This is a genomic window from Streptosporangium amethystogenes (genome assembly GCF_000721075.1).
Classification (GTDB): Bacteria; Actinomycetota; Actinomycetes; order Streptosporangiales; family Streptosporangiaceae; genus Streptosporangium; species Streptosporangium amethystogenes.
In genome coordinates, this window is sequence record NZ_JOEQ01000045.1 from 16,127 (window position 1) to 37,678 (window position 21,552).

21 protein-coding genes are annotated in these 21,552 nt (G+C 69.4%); 16 read left to right on the plus strand and 5 right to left on the minus strand.

Going from position 1 to position 21,552, the window contains the following annotated elements; genetic code table 11:
• Positions 1-221: 221 nt before the first annotated feature.
• Entirely contained in the window at positions 222-803 is a 582-nt protein-coding gene (locus tag IG98_RS0138795; protein ID WP_030924413.1) for a copper chaperone PCu(A)C domain-containing protein, read from the plus strand.
• A gap of 103 nt (positions 804-906) precedes the next feature.
• Here IG98_RS0138795 and IG98_RS0138800 read toward each other — a convergent pair whose 3' ends face one another.
• Together IG98_RS0138800 and IG98_RS0138805 are read right to left on the minus strand one after the other, a co-directional pair.
• Positions 907-1,596: a response regulator transcription factor gene (locus IG98_RS0138800; protein WP_030924415.1), complete on the minus strand. Its 690-nt coding sequence runs from the start codon at positions 1,594-1,596 to the stop codon at positions 907-909.
• On the minus strand, positions 1,593-2,777 hold the full coding sequence (locus IG98_RS0138805; protein WP_030924417.1) for a sensor histidine kinase: 1,185 nt from the start codon (positions 2,775-2,777) through the stop codon (positions 1,593-1,595). The genes IG98_RS0138800 and IG98_RS0138805 overlap by 4 nt, the downstream gene beginning before the upstream one ends.
• A 158-nt stretch (positions 2,778-2,935) precedes the next feature.
• Here IG98_RS0138805 and phoU point away from each other — a divergent pair, with 158 nt between their 5' ends.
• The gene (gene phoU, locus IG98_RS0138810; RefSeq protein ID WP_030924419.1) at positions 2,936-3,595 is read left to right on the plus strand and encodes a phosphate signaling complex protein PhoU; all 660 of its coding nucleotides are present in this window, start codon (positions 2,936-2,938) and stop codon (positions 3,593-3,595) included.
• Positions 3,596-3,685: 90 nt separating this feature from the next.
• On the opposite strand, the gene IG98_RS0138815 is transcribed toward phoU, so the two are convergent.
• Genes IG98_RS0138815 through mshA form a run of 3 tightly spaced genes read right to left on the minus strand, consistent with a single transcriptional unit; the run spans position 3,686 to position 6,249 of the window.
• Entirely contained in the window at positions 3,686-4,429 is a 744-nt protein-coding gene (locus IG98_RS0138815) for a phosphoglyceromutase (protein WP_030924421.1), read from the minus strand.
• 34 nt (positions 4,430-4,463) lie between these two features.
• Positions 4,464-4,943, minus strand: a complete 480-nt coding sequence (locus IG98_RS0138820; RefSeq protein ID WP_030924423.1) for a type III secretion system chaperone family protein — start codon at positions 4,941-4,943, stop codon at positions 4,464-4,466.
• Between the two features lie 22 nt (positions 4,944-4,965).
• A complete protein-coding gene (gene mshA / locus IG98_RS0138825; RefSeq protein WP_030924425.1) occupies positions 4,966-6,249 on the minus strand; it encodes a D-inositol-3-phosphate glycosyltransferase in 1,284 nt (427 codons plus the stop codon).
• Between the two features lie 98 nt (positions 6,250-6,347).
• Here mshA and IG98_RS0138830 point away from each other — a divergent pair, with 98 nt between their 5' ends.
• The 14 genes from IG98_RS0138830 (at position 6,348) to IG98_RS0138890 (ending at position 21,518) form a co-directional block, all read left to right on the plus strand.
• Positions 6,348-7,085, plus strand: coding sequence for an SDR family oxidoreductase (locus IG98_RS0138830; RefSeq protein WP_030924427.1), 738 nt, complete (start codon positions 6,348-6,350; stop codon positions 7,083-7,085).
• 3 nt (positions 7,086-7,088) lie between these two features.
• Entirely contained in the window at positions 7,089-7,880 is a 792-nt protein-coding gene (locus tag IG98_RS0138835) for a class I SAM-dependent methyltransferase (protein ID WP_030924430.1), read from the plus strand.
• 121 nt (positions 7,881-8,001) lie between these two features.
• The gene (locus tag IG98_RS0138840; RefSeq protein WP_084195977.1) at positions 8,002-8,370 is read left to right on the plus strand and encodes a BlaI/MecI/CopY family transcriptional regulator; all 369 of its coding nucleotides are present in this window, start codon (positions 8,002-8,004) and stop codon (positions 8,368-8,370) included.
• Complete coding sequence (locus IG98_RS0138845) at positions 8,371-9,297, plus strand: M56 family metallopeptidase (RefSeq protein ID WP_030924435.1); 927 nt, start codon at positions 8,371-8,373, stop codon at positions 9,295-9,297.
• Positions 9,298-9,408: 111 nt separating this feature from the next.
• Complete coding sequence (locus tag IG98_RS0138850) at positions 9,409-9,936, plus strand: helix-turn-helix domain-containing protein (RefSeq protein WP_030924438.1); 528 nt, start codon at positions 9,409-9,411, stop codon at positions 9,934-9,936.
• 3 nt (positions 9,937-9,939) lie between these two features.
• Positions 9,940-10,359 (plus strand): hypothetical protein, encoded by a 420-nt coding sequence (locus IG98_RS51430; RefSeq protein ID WP_030924441.1) that lies wholly within the window; start codon positions 9,940-9,942, stop codon positions 10,357-10,359.
• Between the two features lie 204 nt (positions 10,360-10,563).
• Complete coding sequence (locus IG98_RS0138860; protein WP_030924443.1) at positions 10,564-10,890, plus strand: DUF2516 family protein; 327 nt, start codon at positions 10,564-10,566, stop codon at positions 10,888-10,890.
• Between the two features lie 67 nt (positions 10,891-10,957).
• Positions 10,958-11,512 (plus strand): GNAT family N-acetyltransferase, encoded by a 555-nt coding sequence (locus IG98_RS0138865; RefSeq protein ID WP_030924445.1) that lies wholly within the window; start codon positions 10,958-10,960, stop codon positions 11,510-11,512.
• Between the two features lie 105 nt (positions 11,513-11,617).
• Complete coding sequence (locus tag IG98_RS0138870) at positions 11,618-12,622, plus strand: LacI family DNA-binding transcriptional regulator (protein ID WP_030924448.1); 1,005 nt, start codon at positions 11,618-11,620, stop codon at positions 12,620-12,622.
• Positions 12,609-13,994 carry a serine/threonine-protein kinase gene (locus tag IG98_RS0138875; protein WP_063766362.1) on the plus strand — a complete coding sequence of 462 codons (1,386 nt, stop codon included), beginning with the start codon at positions 12,609-12,611 and terminating at the stop codon, positions 13,992-13,994. The genes IG98_RS0138870 and IG98_RS0138875 overlap by 14 nt, the downstream gene beginning before the upstream one ends.
• 275 nt (positions 13,995-14,269) lie before the next feature.
• The gene (locus IG98_RS0138880; RefSeq protein ID WP_051753495.1) at positions 14,270-15,835 is read left to right on the plus strand and encodes a cellulase family glycosylhydrolase; all 1,566 of its coding nucleotides are present in this window, start codon (positions 14,270-14,272) and stop codon (positions 15,833-15,835) included.
• A gap of 395 nt (positions 15,836-16,230) precedes the next feature.
• Complete coding sequence (locus IG98_RS54685) at positions 16,231-16,788, plus strand: cellulose binding domain-containing protein (RefSeq protein WP_342666882.1); 558 nt, start codon at positions 16,231-16,233, stop codon at positions 16,786-16,788.
• A gap of 70 nt (positions 16,789-16,858) precedes the next feature.
• On the plus strand, positions 16,859-18,865 hold the full coding sequence (locus IG98_RS45875) for a glycoside hydrolase family 48 protein (RefSeq protein WP_342666883.1): 2,007 nt from the start codon (positions 16,859-16,861) through the stop codon (positions 18,863-18,865).
• 136 nt (positions 18,866-19,001) lie between these two features.
• Entirely contained in the window at positions 19,002-21,518 is a 2,517-nt protein-coding gene (locus IG98_RS0138890; protein WP_051753496.1) for a glycoside hydrolase family 9 protein, read from the plus strand.
• The last annotated feature ends 34 nt before the right edge of the window (positions 21,519-21,552 follow it).

Sequence of the window (21,552 nt, forward strand, 5' to 3'; positions counted from 1 at the left end):
ATCCACAGCCTCCCGGAACAGTGAAATCACCATAACTGCAGGTCAAAGCCGCGTCTTATGACTTGACAAGTGCTCAAGTGTGTGAATCAAGAGGGCAAAAAGCACTTATGACCTGCGTTCCCCGCCTCCGAATGATCAGGCGGGGCGAGGCGGAAGCCGGTAAACGTCGCCGATAGGGTTGGCCTTGCCCTACCTCATGCGTGACAAGGAGAACTCGCACCGTGACCCGCAACAGCCGTCACCGGGCGATCGCCGCCGCCGCGTTCCTCGCAGCCGCCCTGACTCTGGCCGGCTGTGGCGCCGGATCCGACGCGATCACCAACAAGCCCTACTCGCCGACCGAGGCCCTGTCGGTCAAGACAAAGGGCATCGACATCTCCCAGGCGTTCTTCCTGGGTCCCGACTCCGGCGGGACGCTACCGGCCGGGACGGCCATGCCGCTCTACCTGTCCCTGGTCAGTACCCACGGCCCCGACCAGCTCGTCGGTCTCGGCGTCGACCCGGCTCTCGGCACGGCGAAGGTGAGCGCGCCTGTACCGCTCCCCCAGAACCAGCGGGTGAACATCGGCAGGCCGACACCCACGATCCTGATCGAGGGGCTGAAGAAGCCGCTCAGGGGCGGCGAGGCCATCCCGGTGCAGCTGCAGTTCGCCAACGCGGGGGTCGTGCAGCTCACTGTCCCGGTCATCACCCGCAGCCGCGAGTTCACCGCCTACCCGCAGGTCCCCGGCGCCTCCGCGGCTCCCACGCCGACCCCCACCCCCTCCGCCTCCACCGAGGGCGGGCAGGGGCACGGCCACTGACCGCTCCCGGTGGCCGCACCGCGGCTCCCCGGGAGATCCGAATCCCCGGGAGCCGGCCATCGGACACGGTCCGGCCCCGGTGACCGGAGGCGCGTGCGAAGGCTCAGGCCTCGGCGGGGTCGAACTTGTAGCCCAGGCCCCGGACCGTGAGGATGCAGCGCGGGTTGGACGGGTCGGACTCGACCTTGGCCCGTAGCCGCTTGACGTGCACGTCCAGGGTCTTGGTGTCGCCCACGTAGTCGGCGCCCCAGACCCGGTCGATGAGCTGGCCCCGGGTGAGCACCCGCCCGGCGTTGCGCAGCAGCACCTCCAGCAACTCGAACTCCTTCAGGGGCAGCTGCACCGGTTCGCCCCGCACGGCGACGGTGTGGCGGTCCACGTCCATCCGGACCGGACCCGCGGCCAGCACCGCCGACTCCAGCTCCTCCACATCGCCCTGGCGACGCAGCACCGCGCGGATGCGGGCCACCAGCTCCCTGGAGGAGAAGGGCTTGGTGACGTAGTCGTCGGCGCCGAGCTCCAGCCCGACCACCTTGTCGATCTCGCTGTCCTTGGCGGTCAGCATGATGACGGGCACGTTGGAGCGTTGACGGAGCGAGCGGCAGACCTCCGTTCCCGGCAGGCCGGGGAGCATCAGATCGAGCAGCACCAGGTCGGCGCCGTTCCGGTCGAAGGCCTCCAGCGCCTCCGGCCCGGTGGTGGCCACAGCCACCTCGAAGCCCTCCTTGCGCAGCATGTACGACAGAGCGTCGGAGAACGACTCTTCGTCCTCGACGACAAGCACGCGGGTCACTGCGCGGCCTCCAGGGGGATCGTGGTGGTAGCTGGTACTGCCACCGCCATGCCGCCGAAGGCGGGCAGGCGGAGGGTGAAGGTGGAGCCTGAGCCTTCCTTGCTCCACACCGTGACCGCCCCGTTGTGGGCGGCGGCCACGTGCTTGACGATGGCCAGGCCGAGGCCCGTGCCACCGGTCGCGCGTGAGCGTGCCGCGTCGACGCGGAAGAACCGCTCGAAGATTCGTTCCTGGGCGCTCTCGGGGATGCCGATGCCCTGGTCGCTCACGCTGATCTCGACGTATTCGGTGTTGGGACCCGCGCCGCGGGCACTGACCACGACCCGGGTGTGCTCGGGGCTGTAGGCGACCGCGTTGTCGATGAGGTTGCGCAGGGCGGTGACGAGAAGCTCGTCGTCGCCCCATATCCGCAGGCCCTCGACGCCGCCGGAGACCAGGGTGATGTCCTTGGCCGCCGCGGTGGTGTTACAGCGGTCGATGGCCTCGTGCACCGCCTCGTCGATCAGCACCGGGCCCGGCGTGGGGGTGGGCTCGGCGCCCTGGATCCGGGAGAGGGTGATCAGGTCCTGGACGAGATAGGTGAGCCGGGCCGCCTCATGCTGCATGCGCCCGGCGAAGCGGGTGACCGCCTCGGGGTCGTCTGCGGCGTCCTGGATGGTCTCGGCCAGCAACGACATCGCGCCCACCGGCGTCTTGAGCTCGTGGCTCACGTTGGCCACGAAGTCGCGGCGGACCGCCTCGACGCGGCGGTGCTCGGTCTGGTCCTCGGCGAGGACCAGCACCTGGCCGTAGGAGCCGAGCGGGGCGACCCGCACCGCGAAGTTGGTCGACTCCTGGCCGAACTTGTGGCCGGCCACCTCGATCTCGCTCTCGCGGATCTCGCCGTCCCTGCGCACCTTCCTGGCCAGCGCGAGCAACTCGGCCGCCATCAGGTGCTCTCCCTTGACCAGGCCGAACGCGCGCGCCGCCGAACTGGCACGCAGCACCCGGTCCTCCTTGTCGAGCACGACCGCCGAGGACGGCAGCACGGCCAGCACCGAGGCGACCCCCTGCGGGAGCGCGCCGGGCTCGACGCCGTCCACCGGTGTCATCCCGGCCCGCCGTCCATGGCTCTGCTGGCGGACGACCATCACGGCCAGCGCTCCCACGACGAAGCCGGCCAGCGCGGCCAGGCTCGCCATCAGCTCACTCACGTGGTCCTCCCGTAGGCTTCACGTTTTCGATGGTAGGTGGGGGTTTCCGTGTTGGGGACGGCCCGGGGGCGGTGACAGCGGCCTTTCCCGCAAAGTTCACTTTGCGGTCGAGGTTCGTTCACCGACCCCCTCGTACGGTGATTTCCATGCGCGACGCCTATCACGAAGACCTCGACGCCCTCACCGAACGGCTGGTCGAGATGACCCGGCTCGTGAGGTCGGCGATATCGCGGGCCACCACAGCCCTCCTGGACGCGGACCTTCATCTCGCCGAGAACGTCATCTCCCAGGACGAGGAGGTCGACCGGCTCTTCGCGGAGATCGAGGCCACGATCTTCGACCTGATGGCCAGGCAGCAGCCGGTGGCCGTGGATCTCAGAATGATCATCGCGGCGCTGCGGATGGGCACCGACCTGGAGCGGATGGGCGACCTCGCCGAGCATGTGGCCAAGGTCGCCAGGCTGCGCCATCCCGACTCCGCGATCCCGCCGGAGATCCGTGCCACCATCCTGGAGATGGGCCAGATCGCCGAGCGCCTCATCACCAAGACCGGCAGCTGCATCGCCTCGCGCGATGTGGAGTCCGCCCTGGAGCTGGAGGCCGACGACGACGCGATGGACCGGCTGCACCGCAGGCTGTTCAAGGTCCTGATGGCCCCCGACTGGAAGTACGGCGTCGAGCCGGCCATCGACGTGACGCTGATCGGCCGCTACTACGAGCGCTATGCCGACCACGCGGTCCGGGTCGCGCACGACGTGGTCTATCTGGTGACGGGCTCCAGGCCACAGGACACCGGCGCCCTCTGACCCCCATCGGTCTTCTCAGTCCCTCGGAATGTCAGGAGGGCCCGCCGGATCCGGCGGGCCCTCCTGGCATTCCTGCGGGTGAGGCCGGGGCTACTTGCCCTGGTTGGCCACCGCCTCGATGGCGGCCTCGGCGGCGGCGGGGTCGAGGTACCGGCCGCCCGGGGTGACGGGGCGGAAGTCCGCGTCCAGCTCGTACCGGAGCGGGATACCGGTGGGGATGTTGAGCCCGGCGATCTCGTCGTCGCCGATCCCGTCCAGGTGCTTGACCAGCGCCCGGAGCGAGTTGCCGTGCGCGACGACCAGCACGCTCCTACCTGCCGCGAGGTCGGGCACGATCTGGTCGTACCAGTAGGGCAGCATGCGCTCGACGACGTCCTTGAGGCACTCGGTCCTGGGCAGCAGCTCGCTCGGCAGCAGCGCGTAGCGGGGGTCGCCGGACTGGGAGAACTCGTCGTCGTCGGCGATCACGGGCGGCGGGACGTCGTAGGAGCGGCGCCAGAGCATGAACTGCTCGTCTCCGAACTCGGCCCGCGTCTGCGCCTTGTCCTTGCCCTGCAGGGCGCCGTAGTGGCGCTCGTTGAGCCGCCAGGACCGGGAGACCGGCAGCCAGAGCAGGTCGGCGGCGCCCAGCGCGAGGTTGGCCGTCTGGATCGCCCTGGTCAGCAGCGAGGTGTGCACCACCTCGGGTCGCACCCCGGCGTCGAGCAGCAGTCTTCCGCCGCGCCGCGCCTCCTCCTCGCCCTTGGCCGAGAGTCCCGCGTCCACCCATCCGGTGAACAGACCCTTGGCGTTCCATTCACTCTCACCGTGCCGGAGCAGCACCAAAGTCGACATACCGCCAAGCTTAGTGGGCATCCCCCGGTGTCCCTCAGCGGTCGGGATCGGCGAAGCGGGCGAATGCCCGGAGGTTGGCGAGCGACTCGCCGCGCTTGGCACGCCACTCCCACTCGCGCCGGATCGAGGTGGCGAAACCCAACTCCAGAGCGCGGTCGAACCCCTCGTCGGAGTAGGTGAGCACGCACCCGAGAAGGCGGTCGAGCTCCTCTTCGGTGACCGCCCCCAACGGGACCCGGCCCACGAGGTAGACGTCACCGATCGGGTCGAGGGCGAAATGCACCCCGTACATGGAGCCGTTCTTGGTGAGCAGCCAGCGGTAGAACTCGGCGTGGTTCTCGTCCGGCTGACGGCAGAAGAACGCCTCCACGTGCAGGGCCTGGTCACCGACGATCAGCCAGGTCATGGTGGCGAGCTTGTGCTGGCCGGGGAGCTTCACCAGGAAGGCCCCCGGTCTGGGCTGCTCGTAGGAGACGTCCGCGCTCTTCAGCGCCGCCTCGATCACTTCGCGCATGGGCCCAGCCTACGAGCGGGTCTCATGAATTGACCGCGATGGGGACCCGGTGCAGGTTCGCCATCGCCCCGGCGTAGACATCGGCCAGCCTGGCCGCGGTGGCCGACCAGCCGAAGGCCGCCGCGTGGGCCACCGCGGCCGCGGACAATGCCTCCCGCCAGTCGGGGGCGTACACGAACCGGCCGAGCACCCGTGCCCAGTCGTGGGGGTCGTGCCCCTCGACGAGCACCCCGGAGACCCCGTCGCGTACGGCGGTGCGCAGCCCGCCCACGGACGCGGCGACGACGGGGGTGCCGCATGCCTGGGACTCCAGGGCCACCAGGCCGAACGACTCGTTGTGCGAGGGGACGACCGTCACATCGGCCGCGCGGTACCAGTCGGCCAGTTCGTGCTGGGGCGCCGGTGGAACGATCCTGACCACGTCGGAGATCCCCAGCGAGGCGGCCACGTCGGTGAGGTACGAGGGCCTGGCCAGGCCGTTGCCGCTGGGGCCGCCGACGCAGACGACGACCAGCCTCGACCTGAGCGAGGGATCTTCGAGGAGCATCCTGGCTGCGGCGCGCAGCAGCACGTCCGGAGCCTTCAGCGGCTGCACGCGGCCCACGAAGAGCAGCACGTGGGCATCCTGCGGCAGCCCGAGCCGGTGCCGGGCCGCGCCTTTGGAGGCGGGCTGGAAGACCCTGAGGCTCACGCCGGGGTTGACCACCTCGACCCGGGCGGGGGCCGCCCCGTACAGCTCGACGAGATCACTGGCCTCGGCGGGGGTGTTGGCCACCAGGCGGTCGGCGACGTCCACGACCTGCTGCTCGCCTAGTACCCGGGCCGTCGGCTCGGGCTTGTCGTCCTCGGCCAGCAGGAGGTTCTTCACCTTGGCCATGGTGTGCATGGTGTGCACCAGCGGCAGGCCCCAGCGCTCCTTGGCCAGCCAGCCCACCTGGCCGGAGAGCCAGTAGTGGGAGTGGATGACGTCGTAGCGGCCCGGCTCGTACATGGCCTCGGCACGCAGCACGCCCGACAGGAAGGCGCAGAGCTGGCCTGGCAGGTCACCCTTGTCGAGCTCCTCGTACGGTCCGGCGGTGATGTGGCGGACCGAGACGCCCGGAACGATCTCCGCGACCGGTGGCAGGTCCCGGGATGTCTGCCGGGTGAAGATCTCCACCTCCACCCCGAGTTCGGCCAGGCGTTTGGCCACCTCGACGATATAGACGTTCATACCGCCCGCGTCCCCGGTCCCCGGCTGGTCCAGGGGGGACGTGTGCATGCTGATCGTCGCGACTCGGTTGACCCGCCGTCGCCTCACCGACACCACCTCCGAGTGGGCTCAACCATCTGATAATCCGCAACATTCCCGACACATCACCTCAGAAGGGTCCGCGCGAGGTGTTCCTGGCAGGATGGAGGGTCATGAAGAGGACAGCTGTGGTGACAGGGGCCAGCAGTGGGATCGGCGAGGCGACGGCCCGCAGGCTGGCAGCGGAGGGCTTCGACGTGGTGGCCGCGGCACGGCGCCGGGAGCGGCTGGAGGCGCTGGCCGCCGAGGTGCCCGGCATCCGCGCGGTCACCCTGGACGTGACGTCGCAGGAGTCGGTGGACGAGCTGGCCTCCTCGCTCGACCGCTGTGACGTGCTGATCAACAACGCCGGTGGCGCGATCGGCCTGGAGCCCGTGGCGAGCGGGGATGTCGCGGACTGGCAGCGGATGTACGACGTCAACGTGCTCGGCACGCTCCGCGTCACCCAGGCACTGCTGCCCCGGCTGATCGAGTCCGGCGACGGTGTGCTGCTGATGCTGACCTCGGTGGCCGGACTCGTCTCGTACGAGGGCGGCGGCGGCTACAACGCGGCCAAGCACGCGCAGACCTCGATGACCGAGGTGCTCAGGCTGGAGCTGGTCGGCCGGCCGGTCAGGGTCGTCGAGGTCGCCCCCGGGCTGGTCCATACCGAGGAGTTCTCGTTGAACCGCTTCCGTGGCGACTCCGCCGCCGCCGACGAGGTCTACCAGGGCGTGCCCGGCCCGCTCACCGCCCACGACGTGGCCGACGCCATCGCCTGGTGCGTGACCCGACCGGCCCACGTGAACATCGACCGCCTCGTCATGCGCCCCCGGGCCCAGGCCGCCCAGCACAAGCTCCACCGCATCTGAACCATGTCCAAGCCGATAGGGGAGATCACCAGGGGGACCACCGGTCACAACCGCCTGCGGCGGGCCGACCGGTGGGTCATCGCCGCACACGGCCGCCTGCTGCGCGCCGCCGACCGCCCGCTGGTGGTCGACCTCGGCTACGGGGCCTCGCACACCACGACCCTGGAGATGTTCCTGCGGCTGCGCCGGATCTGTCCCTCGGTCGAGGTCGTCGGCGTCGAGATCGACCCGGCCAGGGTCGCGGCGGCCAGACCCCACGAGCGTCCGGGGCTGTCCTTCGCGCTCGGCGGCTTCGAGTTGCCGGTGGACCGGCCGCCCCTGCTGGTCAGGGCGTTCAACGTGCTGCGGCAGTACGGCGAGGCGCAGGCGTGGGAGTACTGGGCGATGCTCCGCGAGCGGCTCGCGCCGGACGGGGTGATCGTCGAGGGCACCTGCTCGGAGGTGGGCCACCGCGCGGTCTGGGTCGGACTCGATCGCTCGGGTCCCCGGACACTGACCCTCTCGGCCCGCTTCGACTCCTTCGAACGCCCCTCGGATCTGGCCGACCGGCTGCCCAAGACGCTCATCCACCGCAACGTCCCCGGTGAGCCCGTCCACGCCTTCCTGCGTGACCTCGACCACGCCTGGGCGGTCAACGCGCCCTTCGGCTCCTACGGTTCCCGCCAGCGCTGGATCGCCTCCGCGGAGACGCTCGCCGGGACCTGGCCGCTGGCCGAGCACCCCCCGCTCGGCGGCCGGTCGCGCTGGCGGCTCGGTGAGATCACCCTCCCCTGGGCCGCGGTCGCCCCGAGATGACCCCGGCCGGCCTCTGCCGCGCCCCGGGCGAAGAGCGCGAGACGAGCGGCTCCGCCGTGAAATGCATCACTCGACAACCCGTAGTACTACCCCTCGTGGTGCGGGGGTTAGTCTTGACGGTGTGAAGGGTCTCGGCGAGCTTGAACGCAGCATCATGGACATCATCTGGGCACAATCATCCCCCGTGACGGCACGGGAGGTCGGGCGCCTGATATCCGACCGCGACCTGGCGCCGACCACCGTGATGACCGTGCTCGACCGGCTCACCCGCAAAGGCTTCCTGGTCCGCACCCGCGACGGGCGCGCGTGGCGGTACGCACCCGCGGAGAGCCGCGACGCCTACGTCGCGGAGCTTATGCTGGAGGCGCTGGATCTGACCGGTGACCGGTCGGCGGCCCTCACCCGGTTCGCCCAGGCCGTCACCGGCACCGAAGCCGACATCCTGCGCAGGGCCCTGACCGGCCTTGAGGAGGAGCTGGAGGACGAGTAAATGACCGCGGCAGCCCTGGCGACGCTCGCCCTGGCCTGCGCGGTCGGCGCCTGGCGGCTCACCAGGGCGCGGTGGACCTACCGCGCCCCGCACGTGGCCATCGTGCTGTGGCAGGCGCTGGGGGTCACCTGGGGGCTGGCCGGGACGGGCGCTCTGCTCGGCTACGCGCTGGAGCCCTACGGCCAGGGGGTGCTGCACGGCCTGGCCGGCTTCGCCGCCTCCGCGTTCGGCGGCGGCCAGGGGTTGCCCCGGCCGTACGACCTGCCGAGGATCGTCGCGCTCATCGCCGGGCTGACGGCGCTCGCCGTACTGATCATGGTGCTCCTCGCCGCGGGCGTGCAGACGTTCCGCGCCCGGCACCGCCACCGCACCCTGCTCGCCCTGATCGCCAGGGAGGACCCGGTGGTCCCCGGCGTACGGGTGCTCGACCACCCGGGCGCCACCGCCTACTGCGTGCCCGGCCTCCGCTCCCAGGTGGTGGTCAGCGAGGGTGCGCTGAAGCTGCTCTCCGCCGACGAGCTGACCGCGGTGCTCGCCCACGAGACCGCCCATGTGCGCGAGCGACACGACCTGGTGCTGCTGCCCTTCGCCGCGCTGCGCAGGGCCCTGCCCTGGTCACGCGTGGTCAAGGACGCGCAGAGCGAGGTCAGCCTGCTGGTGGAGATGGCCGCCGACGACGTCGCCCGCCGCTACTGCTCCGCACGCCGCCTGGCGACCGCCCTGCTGCGCTTCGGCACGGCGGGCGCCGTGCCCGCGCCGCACGGCGCGCTGGGCGCCGTGACCTCGTCGTCCGCCGCCGTGATGGCCAGGGTCGAGCGCCTGGTGACACCGGGGCCGATCCTGCCGCTCGGGGTCCGCTACGCCATCGTCGCCTTCTCCATCACCCTGACGACCTCGGCTCCGCTGCTCTGGCTGATCCCGCACTGACCCCACCTCGGCCGACGTACCGGCCGATCCTTAGACAACTTCACTCCAAAGCGCTTGCAAATGTTAGCCATGGCGTTTGCAATTGCAAGCACGGTGCGGCAGACTCAAGGCATGGCACTACCCAAGGTCGGCTCGATCGGTGAGTACATCCGCGAGCAGCGCACGCACGCGAAGATCTCCCTGCGTCAGCTCGCCGCGGCGGCGGGGGTCTCCAACCCCTATCTGAGCCAGATCGAGCGCGGGCTGCGCAAGCCCAGCGCCGAGATACTGAACCAGATCGCCAAGGGCCTGCACATCTCGTCGCAGGCGCTCTATGTCCAGGCCGGTCTCATCGAGGAGCGCGAGCCGGACAGCGACGTGCTGACCGCGATCAGAGCCGACCATCTCATCACCGAGCGCCAGCGCCAGGTGCTGATCGACATCTATGAGTCGTTTCGCAAGGAGAACCGGGCTGAGGCTCCGGACGAGGATGCGCAGACCTCCCAGAAAGCGCATCCCGCACCGGAGCCCCGGCAGGGTGACCCGGGCTCCTCGCCTGACGACGAGGTACCGCTGCCCGGGGAATATCTCACCGCGTTGAAACCCTACGCGGCGCCCCCGAGCAACGGCCACATCACAAAGGAAACCAAGGAAGGTTAACCCATGCCCATCACCACCGAAGTCAAGAAGCTCGCCGAATCCAAGCCGTTCTACGCCGTCGCCGGAGCCGGCGACTTCGCCGTCGAGAAGCTCATGGAGCTTCCGGAGCGGATCCAGAAGCTGCAGAGCCGCCGCGAGGAGATCCGCGAGGCCGCGAAGGACCTCCCGGAGAAGGCCAGGGTGCTCGCCGGCAAGGCCGAGGGCTACGCCAAGGACTTCCCCGTGAAGGCGCGCGACTACGCCGACCACTTCGCGGGCAGGGCCACCGAGCTCTACGAGGAGTTCGCCAACCGCGGCCGCAAGGTCGTCTCCAAGACGAGCGGCGACGCCGCCCTGGAGCTGGAGGATCTCTCCGAGGCCGCCCGGCCCACGGCCCAGAAGAAGGGCACTCGCACCTCGAAGTCCGGCACCTCCAAGGCCTGAGCCCGTCGAGGGCTCGCCAGGCGAGGTCGCGGCCGGACAGGACAACCGGCTCCAGGACCCGTTCCGGCACCGCCGGAACGGGTCCTGCGGCGTTCGAGAGCCGTTCCCCGGCCGGTTCGGGCATCTGCGGGCCGATGACGCCGCGAAGGGGACTTTCGGCATTAGGCTGAGGGAAACCGGTGAGGCGAGCGTTCTGGAGAGACGATGATCCAAATCCACGGTGCCCTGGACCTGGTCTTCTGGATCCTGGCCGTCGGGGTGTTCGCACTGTCGGGCTGGGCGCTCATCCACGCGGTGAAGACCCCCGCGCGGGCGTTCGCGGTCACCGGAAAGCAGAGCAAGAACCTGTGGCTGGTCATCCTGGGGCTGGCGGCGCTGTTCGGCTTCGCCGCCGCGGTGGGCTATCTCAACACGCTGAGCATCTTCACGATCGCGTCCGTCATCGCCTCGGGCATCTACCTCGCCGACGTGCGGCCCGCCGTGCGGGAGATCGGCAAGGGCGGCAACCAGGGGCCGTACGGACCCTGGTGAGGCCCTCTCCCCCCGGCTGAGGACGACGCGATTGCCCTGCGGGGGTTTCGGCCGATAGACACACCCAATGATGTTCGCGCACAAACCCACGCTCTCCGGAGAGCACGTGACGCTCCGGCCTGTCGGCCCCGAGCATGTGGACGGTCTCTGGGAGCTGGTCAACGACCCCGAGACCGTCCGGCTGACCGGCTCGCACGGCAAGCCGGAGTTCCAGTCGCTCAAGAGCTGGTACGGCTCGCGGGGTAACCACGACGACCGGCTGGATCTGGCGATCTGCACCGCCACCGACGACGCCTACGTGGGCGAGATCGTGCTCAACCAGCTCGACGCCGACAACCTCTCCTGCAACCTGCGCATCGCGCTGATCGGCCCGCACGCCTACGGCAGGGGGTACGGCACCGAGGCGATCCGGCTGACCCTCGACCACGCCTTCGCCTCCACGCCGCTGCACCGGGTGAGCCTGGAGGTGTACGCGTTCAACGAGCGGGCCGCTCACGTCTACCGCAAGATCGGCTTCACCCAGGAGGGGGTATGCCGTGACGCACTGCGCATGAACGGTGAATGGTACGACTCCGTAATCATGGCGATACTTGCCTCTGACTGGGCTGTCAGGGAAATTTGACATACACATGGTGATTTTTCGGAAACATCTTTTGACACTTCCGAAACAATGCTAGGTTCACTGGGAGCGCTCCCACCTGTGCGGAATCTTGGTGTGGAGGAAGTTATGACGGATCTACCCACACTTGCCCAGGTCGCCGCAGAGGCAGGGGTCTCCCCCGCCACAGCGTCCCGGGTACTCACCGGTTCAGTCAGAGTCAGCACATCGACTCGTAGGCAGGTGCATGACGCAATCTCGCGTCTCGGTTACGTCAGGCATCGCGCTCCCCGTGGCGGCTCCGGCCGCCGATCCGACCAGGTCGTGGCCATAGTGGTCTGCGAACCCGCGCACCGACTGTTCACCGAGCCGTTCTACGCGAGAATGATCACCGCTGCCGAGGAGGTCCTCACCGGGCACGGCGTTCCCCTGGCCGTGATGACCGCCACCGCGGCCACCTCCACCATCGCCACGCCCCCGCTCGTCGCCGGAGGCATCGACGGCGTGCTGCTGATCGGCGCGCGCGACAGGCACCCGCTCGTGGTGACCCTGGCCGCCTCGGGCATCCCGGTACGCAGCGCGGGCCGTCCCCCGGACGGCATCGACCTCCCCCATGTCGACATGGACAACCGCGACGGCGGCAGGCAGGCGGCGGAGCACCTGCTGCTCGCCGGCCGGCGGTCCATCGGCGTCATCGCGGGGCCGCCCGCCCTGCCGGCCGCCCGCGACCGGCTCGACGGATTCCTGCAGACTCTCGCCCTGGCCGGGATGACCGGCGTGCCGGTCGCGTACGGCGACTTCAGCCACGCGTCGGGGGTGCACGGCATGCAGTGGTTGTTACGCCGGATGCCGCACGTCGACGCGGTCTTCGCGGCCTCCGACGTGATGGCCGCGGCCGCGTTGCAGACCCTGCGCCGGGCCGGCCGCCGGGTGCCTGAGGACGTGGCGGTCATCGGCTTCGACGACGCCCCCGCCGCCCGGCGGACCTCCCCCACGCTCACCACGGTCCGTCAGCCGGTGGAGGAGTTCGCCGCGCTGGCCATCAGGCTGCTGCTGCTCTCGATGGGCTCGGCGGGCGCATCCCGTGACAACCCCGTACTCCCCACTGAGCTGGTGGTCCGTGAGTCCGCCTGACCCCGTCGGACTCCGTGCGGGAGACGTGCTCACCCGCAGGTACCTGCTGCTGGAACGGATCGCCTGGGGCGGCATGAGCGTCATCTGGCGCGCCTTCGACCAGTCGCTGCAGCGGATGGTCGCGGTCAAGCTGCTGGACGGCGAGCTCGGCGTCGACCACGGGGAACGCGAGCTCATCCGCAGGGAGGCGCGCGCCACCGCGCGCCTCATCCACCCCGACGCGATCGAGGTCTACGACTACGGGGAGACCGTGACCTCGCACGGCCGGCTGGCCGCCTACGTGGTGATGCGTCTGCTGGAGGGGCAACCGCTCTCCGACCGGATCATCGAGGGCCCACTGCCGTGGGCGGAGGCGGCACTGATCGCCGCCAGGCTGGCCACCGTGCTGGCCGCCGCCCACGAGCGGGGCATCGTCCACCGGGACGTCACCGCCGACAACGTGCTGCTGACCTCCACCGGCGCCAAGTTGCTCGACTTCGGCATCGCGGCGTTCATCGGAGAGGACGGCGACGACCGGGCCTCCGACTACGGCACGCCTCCCTACGTGGCGCCCGAGCGGCTGACCGGCACCGTCGCGGACCCGGCGAGCGACGTCTACGCGCTGGGCGTGCTGCTGTTCGAGATGCTCACCGGCAACCCCCCGTATCCGGAACGCACCTGGGAGGAGATCGAGAACGTCCGGCGGGAGGGACCCCCGCCGACGGCGGACGTGCCGGGGATGCCCGTACAGATCAGCGCGCTCTGTCAGGTCTGCCTGTCACATCGGCCCGAGGTCCGGCCGAAGGCCCAGGAGGTGGCCGACGGCCTGGCAGAAGCCCTGGTTCCGCCTCGTTCGACCGGAAGGGGCACCCTGACGCGCTGGAGCATGGCCGCCGCGACGGCGACGACACTGCTGGTGGGAGGTCTGGTGTGGAGCCAGCTCACCGGCTACCCCGACGGCCAGGTGGCCGACCCTCAGGGGCGCGGAACGCTCCCGGCCGCCGCCCTCGACCCCGCCACCGCGTTCCCCGAACCGGGCACGACTCCGAGCCCCAGCTCCTCCCCCTCCACTCCCGCCATCAGCAAGGGGGGCGGGCGGGAGGCGGAGCAGACGCCCTGGACGGAGGCTGTCCGCTCCTCCGTCCCGAACCTCAACCAGAGCCTGCGGAGCTTCAACGCCCTGCTGGCGAAGGGGGAGGACGAGGGCAGGATCCGCCCGGACGTGGCCCTGGACCTGCGGCAGGTGCTGGCCAACAGTGTCCGGGACTCCGGCGACCTCACCTCGATCTGGGGAAAGATCGCCGACCGGAACCGGGAGGGCTCCCTGCCCGACGATTTCCGCCGCGCGCTGGAGGCCCAGCTGCAGCTGGTGTCGGTCGCCCTGACCGGTTGAGCCCGTCGCGCCGACCTGCCGCGGCGGTACCCCGCCACCGGTGGGCGGACCGGCGGGTGGCGCGACAGGTGAAACTTTCACCTGGTGATCGGCGGGACGGGAACCGTACAGAGCGAGCTGGGAGGGGTCGTGGGCACCCGTGAGAGGCGGGAACGGTCCCGCACACGGTTGACGGGAGCGGGGTGGGCGCCGAACCATGACGAGCGCGACCGGCCGCACCTTTCGATCGCGGGGCCCTCTCCCCGCGTACAGATCCCGTCCCCGAAGGGTCCTTGATGAAAGTCCTGCGTGTTCGCAGGTGGCCGGCGGCGCTCGCGGCGCTCGTGGTCACCTCGGCGCTGGCGGTCGCGCTCGGCTCCTCCCCCGCGGGTGCCGCGGGCGGAACCGGTACCGGCTACCTGCGCACCTCCGGTAACAAGATCGTCGACAGCACGGGTGCGACGGTCCGGCTGACCGGTATCAACTGGTTCGGCATGGAGACCGATAACAAGACCTTCCACGGGCTGTGGTCGAGCAACCCGTGGAAGGGCCAGATCGACAAGATGGCCTCGCTCGGCTACAACACCCTGCGTGTGCCCTTCTCCAACGACGCGCTCAAGTCCGGCGCGGTCGCCAGCGGCATCAACGACTTCGTCAACCCCGATCTGGTCGGCAACACACCGCTGCAGATCCTCGACAAGGTCATCGCCTATGCGGGAAGCAAGGGGATGCGGATCATCCTCGACCGGCACCGGCCGACCGCCGCCGGGCAGTCGGCCCTGTGGTACGTCGCCTCGACGCCGGAGAGCACCTGGATCAACGACTGGAAGGCCCTCGCCCAGCGGTACGCGGGCAACACCACGGTCATCGGCGCCGACCTGCACAACGAACCGCACGCCGAGGGCACCAATCCGGCGGCCACCGGGGCGTGCTGGGGGTGCGGCGACACCGCGCGCGACTGGCGACTGGCCGCCGAGCGGGCGGGCAACGCGGTGCTGTCGGTCAACCCCAACTGGCTGATCTTCGTCGAGGGGGTGAGCTGCCCGAGCGGTGGCCTGTCGAACGTCTGGGACAACGACCCCAGCAACGACGAGGACTGCGGCTGGTGGGGCGGCAACCTGTCCAAGGCCGGGGAGTTCCCCGTGCGGCTGAACGTGGCGAACCGGCTGGTCTACTCGCCCCACGAATACGCCACCTCGGTCTACCACCAGGCCTGGTTCGACGCGCCGAACTATCCGGCGAACATGCCCGCGATCTGGGACAGGTACTGGGGCTATCTCTACAAACAGAACATCGCTCCGATCATGATGGGCGAGTTCGGCACCACGCTCCAGGCGGCCGTGGACAAGGTCTGGCTCCAGGAACTAATGAAATACACCGGCACCGGGGTGAACGGGATGTCCTTCACCTACTGGTCGTGGAATCCCAACTCCGGTGACACCGGCGGCATCGCCAAGGACGACTGGACCTCGATCAACCAGGACAAGCAAGACATCCTCCAGCCGTACCTGATCCCGCCGGTCGGCGGCGGTGGCACCTCCACGCCCACGCCCACGCCGACGGCCACCACCTGCGGGACGACGTACGCGATCACGAACTCCTGGTCGGGCGGCTTCCAGGCGGAGCTGACCGTGAAGAACACCGGGACGTCGACCTGGAACAACTGGTCGGCGAGCTGGACCATGCCGTCCGGGGTGACGCTCGGCAGCGGCTGGAACGCCACGGTCACCCAGAGCGGGACCACCTTCACCGCGAAGGCCCCGAGCTACGCGGCCACCCTCGGGGCGGGCCAGTCCGTCGTCGTCGGGTTCACCGCCACCGGGCCCGCCACCCCCGGCCCGTCCAACATCACCTGTTCCTGATCGACATCTCCCCGACGGGTGCCCGCCCGTCGGCACCGTCGAGGGCGTGCCGCCGAGCGGCACGCCCTCGCGTGCGTCTCCCCGGGCCCTGGGCACGAGCTCCGGTGTTCGGCGGCCCCCGGGGCCGGACCCGGCCTCGCAAGCAAGCGCTCGACCCTCAAGATCGGGAGGTCTGAAACTTTCACGATCTGCGAAAAAAGTGGCGCGGATCGTAGCAGCCAGGCGGCATGACCCGCGAAACATCGACGTAACCGAGAACACATGCCATTGACATCCCCGGGACTGTCCCCAGAATCCCTTATGGGAGCGCTCCCACCCCCTCTCTCCCTTGCTTGATCCTGCGCGAGGCCACTACCAGCAAATTCGTGCTGATCTCACCCCCGGAGGCTCACTTCATGCATCGATATCCCATCAAAGCGGGAGCGCTCCCACGCTTCCGGAGACGAGTCGCCGCGCTGGCGCTGCTCAGCCTGGCGGCCGGGACGACCACCGCGCTGGCAGCCTCGCCCGCGCTCGCCGCAGTCGCCTGCGACGTGACCTACACGACCAACGACTGGCAGGGCGGCTTCACCGCGAACGTGACCGTCAAGAACCTCGGTGACCCGCTGACCGGTTGGACCCTCGGGTTCAGCTTCCCGACGACCACCCAGAAGGTCACCCAGGGCTGGAGCGCCACCTGGGCGCAGAGCGGCCAGGCCGTCACCGCCAAGAACCAACTGGACGAACGTCGCCGCCGGAAGCTACTCGCTCACCGCGAGGGCGACCGACAACGCGGGGGCGGTCACCACCTCCACCCCCGTGGGGATCACCGTCACCGCCGACTCCGCCGCCGCGGTGCTCGCCACCCCGTCCACGATCGCCGTCCCCGAGGGCGGCACCGCCGACTTCTCGGTCAAGCTCTCCAAGGCCCCGACCTCGAACGTCACCGTGACGACCGCCAGGACGAGCGGTGACACCGACCTGACCGTCTCCTTGGGCGCGTCGCTGACCTTCACCACCGCCAACTGGAACACGGCCCAGACGGTGCGGATCGCCGCCGCCGAGGACACCGACCAGACCTCCGGCAGCGCGGAGTTCACCTCGACCGCCTCCGGCCACACCTCGGCCAAGGTGACCGCCACCGAGGTGGACAACGACGTCACCGGCGGCGACAACGAGTACATCAAGCGCTTCACCGCGATGTACAACAAGCTCAAGGACCCGGCGAACGGCTACTTCTCGCCGGAGGGGGTGCCCTACCACTCCGTCGAGACCTTCATGGTCGAGGCGCCGGACCACGGGCACGAGACCACCTCCGAGGCCTACAGCTACTACCTGTGGCTGGAGGCGGCCTACGGCAAGGTGACCGGCGACTGGACCAGGTTCAACGCCGCCTGGGCCTCGATGGAGAAGTACATCATCCCGGCCACCGCCGACCAGCCGACCAACTCCTTCTACAACCCGTCCAAGCCCGCCACGTACGCCGGCGAGTGGGACGACATCAAGCAGTACCCGTCCAAGCTGGACAACGGCGTGAGCGTCGGCGTCGACCCGATCGCGAACGAACTGAAGACCGCCTACGGCACCAGCGACGTCTACGGCATGCACTGGCTGCTGGACGTGGACAACACCTACGGCTTCGGCCGCTGCGGGGACGGCACCACCAGGCCCGCCTACATCAACACCTACCAGCGCGGTCCCGAGGAGTCGGTCTTCGAGACGATTCCGCAGCCGTCCTGCGACACCTTCAAGCACGGCGGCCCGAACGGCTTCCTGGACCTGTTCACCGGGGACAGCAGCTACGCCAAGCAGTGGAAGTACACCAACGCCCCCGACGCGGACGCCCGCGCCGTCCAGGTGGCCTACTGGGCGCACACCTGGGCCACCGAGCAGAACAAGGCGTCGCAGGTCTCGGCCACCGTCGCCAAGGCCGCGAAGATGGGTGACTACCTGCGCTACGCGATGTACGACAAGTACTTCAAGAAGCAGGGCTGCACCAGCACCGGGTGTGCGGCGGGCACCGGCAAGGACAGTGCCTCCTACCTGCTGAGCTGGTACTACGCCTGGGGCGGCGCCAACGACAGCTCCGCCGGCTGGGCCTGGCGGATCGGCTCCAGCCACAACCACTCCGGCTACCAGAACCCGATGGCCGCCTGGGCGCTGTCCAGCGTGGACGTGCTCAAGCCCAAGGGCACGACCGCCGTCGCGGACTGGACCACCAGCGCCAAGCGGCAGCTTGAGTTCTACCGCTGGCTCCAGTCGAGCGAGGGCGCGATCGCCGGTGGCGCCACCAACAGCTGGCAGGGTCACTACGCGGCTCCGCCGTCGACACTGCCCACCTTCTACGGCATGGCCTACGACTGGCAGCCGGTCTACCACGACCCGCCGTCCAACCAGTGGTTCGGCTTCCAGGCGTGGACGATGGAGCGGGTCGCGGAGCTCTACTACGCGACCGGCAACGCCGACGCCAAGCTGATCCTCGACAAGTGGGTCAAGTGGGCCACCGACAACACCACCGTCAACACCGACGGGACCTACCAGATCCCCTCGACGTTGGTGTGGACCGGCCAGCCCGACACCTGGAACGCGAACAACCCCGGCGGCAACAGCGAGTTGCACGTGAGCATCAGGGACTACACGACGGACGTGGGCGTGGCGGGTTCCTACGCCAAGGTGCTGATGTACTACGCGGCCAAGTCCGGCAACGCCACCGCCAAGAACGTCGCCAAGGGCCTGCTCGACGGCATGTGGAAGAACAACCAGGACGCCAAGGGTGTCTCGGTCCCCGAGACCAAGGCCGACTACCGGCGCCTCAACGACCCGGTCTACGTCCCCGCGGGCTGGAGCGGCAAGATGCCCAACGGCGACGTGATCAACTCCAGCTCGACCTTCCTGTCCATCCGGTCCTTCTACAAGAACGACCCGGACTGGCCGAAGGTGGACGCCTTCCTGAAGGGCACCGGGCCCGCCCCGTCCTTCAACTACCACCGGTTCTGGGCACAGGTGGACGTCGCCGTCGCCCTGGCCGAGTACGGCCGGCTTTTCCCCTGATCCGGCACCTTCCCCGATCCTCGGTCCGGCTCTCGTCTGAGCCGGACCGGGATCCACCTCCCCCGAGACCTCGGGGCGTGACGGCACCCCTGACCTGCTGTCACGCCCCGAGCACCACCTCCGAGAGGCAACCCCAATGAAGAAAACCCTGGCGGCGCTCGCGCTGCTGGCACTGGCGGCGGTGCCGGTGCCGGCCGCCGCCCAGGCGGCGGCGCCCGCCTTCGCCTACGGCGAGGCACTGCAGAAGTCCATCTGGTTCTACGAGGCCCAGCAGTCGGGGAAGCTGCCGAGCTGGAACCGCGTCAGCTGGCGCGGCGACTCCGGGCTCACCGACGGCCAGGACGTCGGGCTCGACCTGACGGGCGGCTGGTACGACGCGGGCGACCACGTCAAGTTCGGCCTGCCGATGGCGGCCAGCGCGACGATGCTGGCCTGGGGCGCGGTGGAGTACCGCGACGCGTACGTCTCCTCAGGGCAGCTCACCCACCTGCTGAACAACCTCAAGTTCGTCAACGACTACTTCATCAAGGCCCACCCCTCGGCGAACGTGCTGTACGGGCAGGTCGGCAACGGCGGCAAGGACCACGCCTGGTGGGGTCCCGCCGAGGCGATGCAGATGGAGCGGCCCGCCTACAAGATCGACGCCTCCTGCGGCGGAGCGGACCTGGCTGGGGAGACGGCGGCGGCGATGGCTGCGTCGTCCATCGTTTTCCGTCCGACAAATCCGACTTATGCTGACACGTTGGTGACGCACGCCAAGCAGCTCTACACCTTCGCCGACACCGTGCGGAAGAAGTACAGCGACTGCATCACCGACGCGTCGGGCTACTACCAGTCGTGGAGCGGCTACAACGACGAGCTGGTCTGGGGTGCGATCTGGCTGCACCGGGCCACCCAGGACGCCTCCTACCTGGCCAAGGCGGAGTCGTACTACGACAACCTCGGCACCGAGCCGCAGTCCACCACGAAGTCCTACAAGTGGACGATCGCCTGGGACGACAAGTCGTACGGCAGCTACGTGCTGCTGAGCAAGCTGACCGGCAAGCAGAGGTACCTCGACGACGCCAACCGCTGGCTCGACTACTGGACCGTCGGGGTCGACGGCCAGCGGGTGAAGTACTCACCGGGCGGCCAGGCGGTGCTCGACCGGTGGGGATCGCTGCGTTACGCGGCCAACACCTCGTTCGCGGCCCTGGTCCATTCGGACTCGATCTCCGACACGACGCGTAAGGCGAGATATCACGACTTCGCGGTCAGGCAGATCAACTACGCGCTCGGCGACAACCCGCGCAACTCCTCGTACGTGATCGGGTTCGGCGCGAACCCGCCGAAGAACCCGCACCACCGCACCGCGCACGGCTCGTGGACCGACCAGATGACCAACCCGGTCGAGACCCGGCACACCCTGTACGGCGCCCTCGTCGGCGGTCCGCCCGACCCCAACGACGCCTACACCGACAAGCGCGACGACTACGTGATGAACGAGGTCGCCACCGACTACAACGCCGGCTTCACCAGTGCCCTGGCCCGGCTCTACCGGGAGTACGGCGGAGCCCCCGCCGCGAACTTCCCGGTCGCCGAGACCCCGGACGGGCCGGAGATCTTCACCGAGGCCGGGGTGAACGCCGCCGGCTCGACGTTCACCGAGATCAAGGCCATCGTCAGGAACCAGTCGGCCTGGCCCGCGCGTCCGCTGACCAACGGCTCGTTCCGCTACTACTTCACCCTGGACGGCACCACGACCGCGAACCAGGTCACCGTGTCGTCGGCCTACAACCAGTGCAAGGCCCCGACCGGGCCGACCTTGCTGTCCGGTAAGACCTACTACGTCACCATCGACTGCTCCGGCACCTCCATCTCCCCCGCCGGCCAGTCACAGCACCGGCGCGAGGTGCAGTTCCGCCTCGCGAGCACCGGCACGTGGGACCCGTCCAACGACTGGTCGTACGTGGGCGTCGCCACCACCCCCGGCGCGACCCCGGTCCGGGTGCAGAACATGACGCTCTACTCCGGCACCACGAAGATCTGGGGCACTCCCCCCGGTGACGAGCCGCCGCCGCAGGAGGACCTCGTCGCCCCGTCCCGGCCCGGCAAGCCCGTCGTCTCCGCGATCACCGGTAGCGGCGCCACACTGACCTGGACCGCGTCGACGGACAACGTGGGCGTCAGCGGCTACGACGTCTATCGGGGCACGACGAAGGTCGCCACCTCCACGGCCGCCTCGTACACCCTCACCGGCCTGACCCCGGCGACGGCGTACACCGTGTCCGTGGTGGCCAGGGACGCGGCGGGCAACTCCTCCGAGGCGTCCGAGAGCACCGCGTTCACCACCACCCAGGCCCCGGCGGGCGGCTGCACCGCCACCTACACGGTGGGCAACAGCTGGCAGGGCGCCTTCCAGGGTGAGGTCACCGTCAAGAACGAGGGCACCTCGGCGATCACCGGATGGACCGTGACCTGGAAGTTCCCCAACGGCCAGACGATCAGCCAGCTCTGGAACGGCACGCTCATCCAGACCGGGGCGGACGTGTCGGTCAGGAACGTGGCCTGGAACGGCAACCTCGCCCCGAACGCGTCGGCGTCCTTCGGCTTCACCGCGAGCCAGAGCGGCGTCAATGCCATCCCCACTCCGGTGGCCTGTACCGCGAGCTGACTCCTCTCGTCCCTCCATGTCCAGGCGCCCCGGT

Coding starts and splice junctions, on each gene's coding strand:
- IG98_RS0138805 (WP_030924417.1), bottom strand. CDS start 2,777: ATGGCGAGCCTGGCCGCGCTGGCCGGCTTCGTCGTGGGAGCGCTGGCC.
- phoU (WP_030924419.1), top strand. CDS start 2,936: ATGCGCGACGCCTATCACGAAGACCTCGACGCCCTCACCGAACGGCTG.
- IG98_RS0138815 (WP_030924421.1), bottom strand. CDS start 4,429: ATGTCGACTTTGGTGCTGCTCCGGCACGGTGAGAGTGAATGGAACGCC.
- IG98_RS0138820 (WP_030924423.1), bottom strand. CDS start 4,943: ATGCGCGAAGTGATCGAGGCGGCGCTGAAGAGCGCGGACGTCTCCTAC.
- IG98_RS0138830 (WP_030924427.1), top strand. CDS start 6,348: ATGAAGAGGACAGCTGTGGTGACAGGGGCCAGCAGTGGGATCGGCGAG.
- IG98_RS0138835 (WP_030924430.1), top strand. CDS start 7,089: ATGTCCAAGCCGATAGGGGAGATCACCAGGGGGACCACCGGTCACAAC.
- IG98_RS0138845 (WP_030924435.1), top strand. CDS start 8,371: ATGACCGCGGCAGCCCTGGCGACGCTCGCCCTGGCCTGCGCGGTCGGC.
- IG98_RS0138850 (WP_030924438.1), top strand. CDS start 9,409: ATGGCACTACCCAAGGTCGGCTCGATCGGTGAGTACATCCGCGAGCAG.
- IG98_RS51430 (WP_030924441.1), top strand. CDS start 9,940: ATGCCCATCACCACCGAAGTCAAGAAGCTCGCCGAATCCAAGCCGTTC.
- IG98_RS0138860 (WP_030924443.1), top strand. CDS start 10,564: ATGATCCAAATCCACGGTGCCCTGGACCTGGTCTTCTGGATCCTGGCC.
- IG98_RS0138865 (WP_030924445.1), top strand. CDS start 10,958: ATGATGTTCGCGCACAAACCCACGCTCTCCGGAGAGCACGTGACGCTC.
- IG98_RS0138870 (WP_030924448.1), top strand. CDS start 11,618: ATGACGGATCTACCCACACTTGCCCAGGTCGCCGCAGAGGCAGGGGTC.
- IG98_RS0138880 (WP_051753495.1), top strand. CDS start 14,270: ATGAAAGTCCTGCGTGTTCGCAGGTGGCCGGCGGCGCTCGCGGCGCTC.
- IG98_RS54685 (WP_342666882.1), top strand. CDS start 16,231: ATGCATCGATATCCCATCAAAGCGGGAGCGCTCCCACGCTTCCGGAGA.
- IG98_RS0138890 (WP_051753496.1), top strand. CDS start 19,002: ATGAAGAAAACCCTGGCGGCGCTCGCGCTGCTGGCACTGGCGGCGGTG.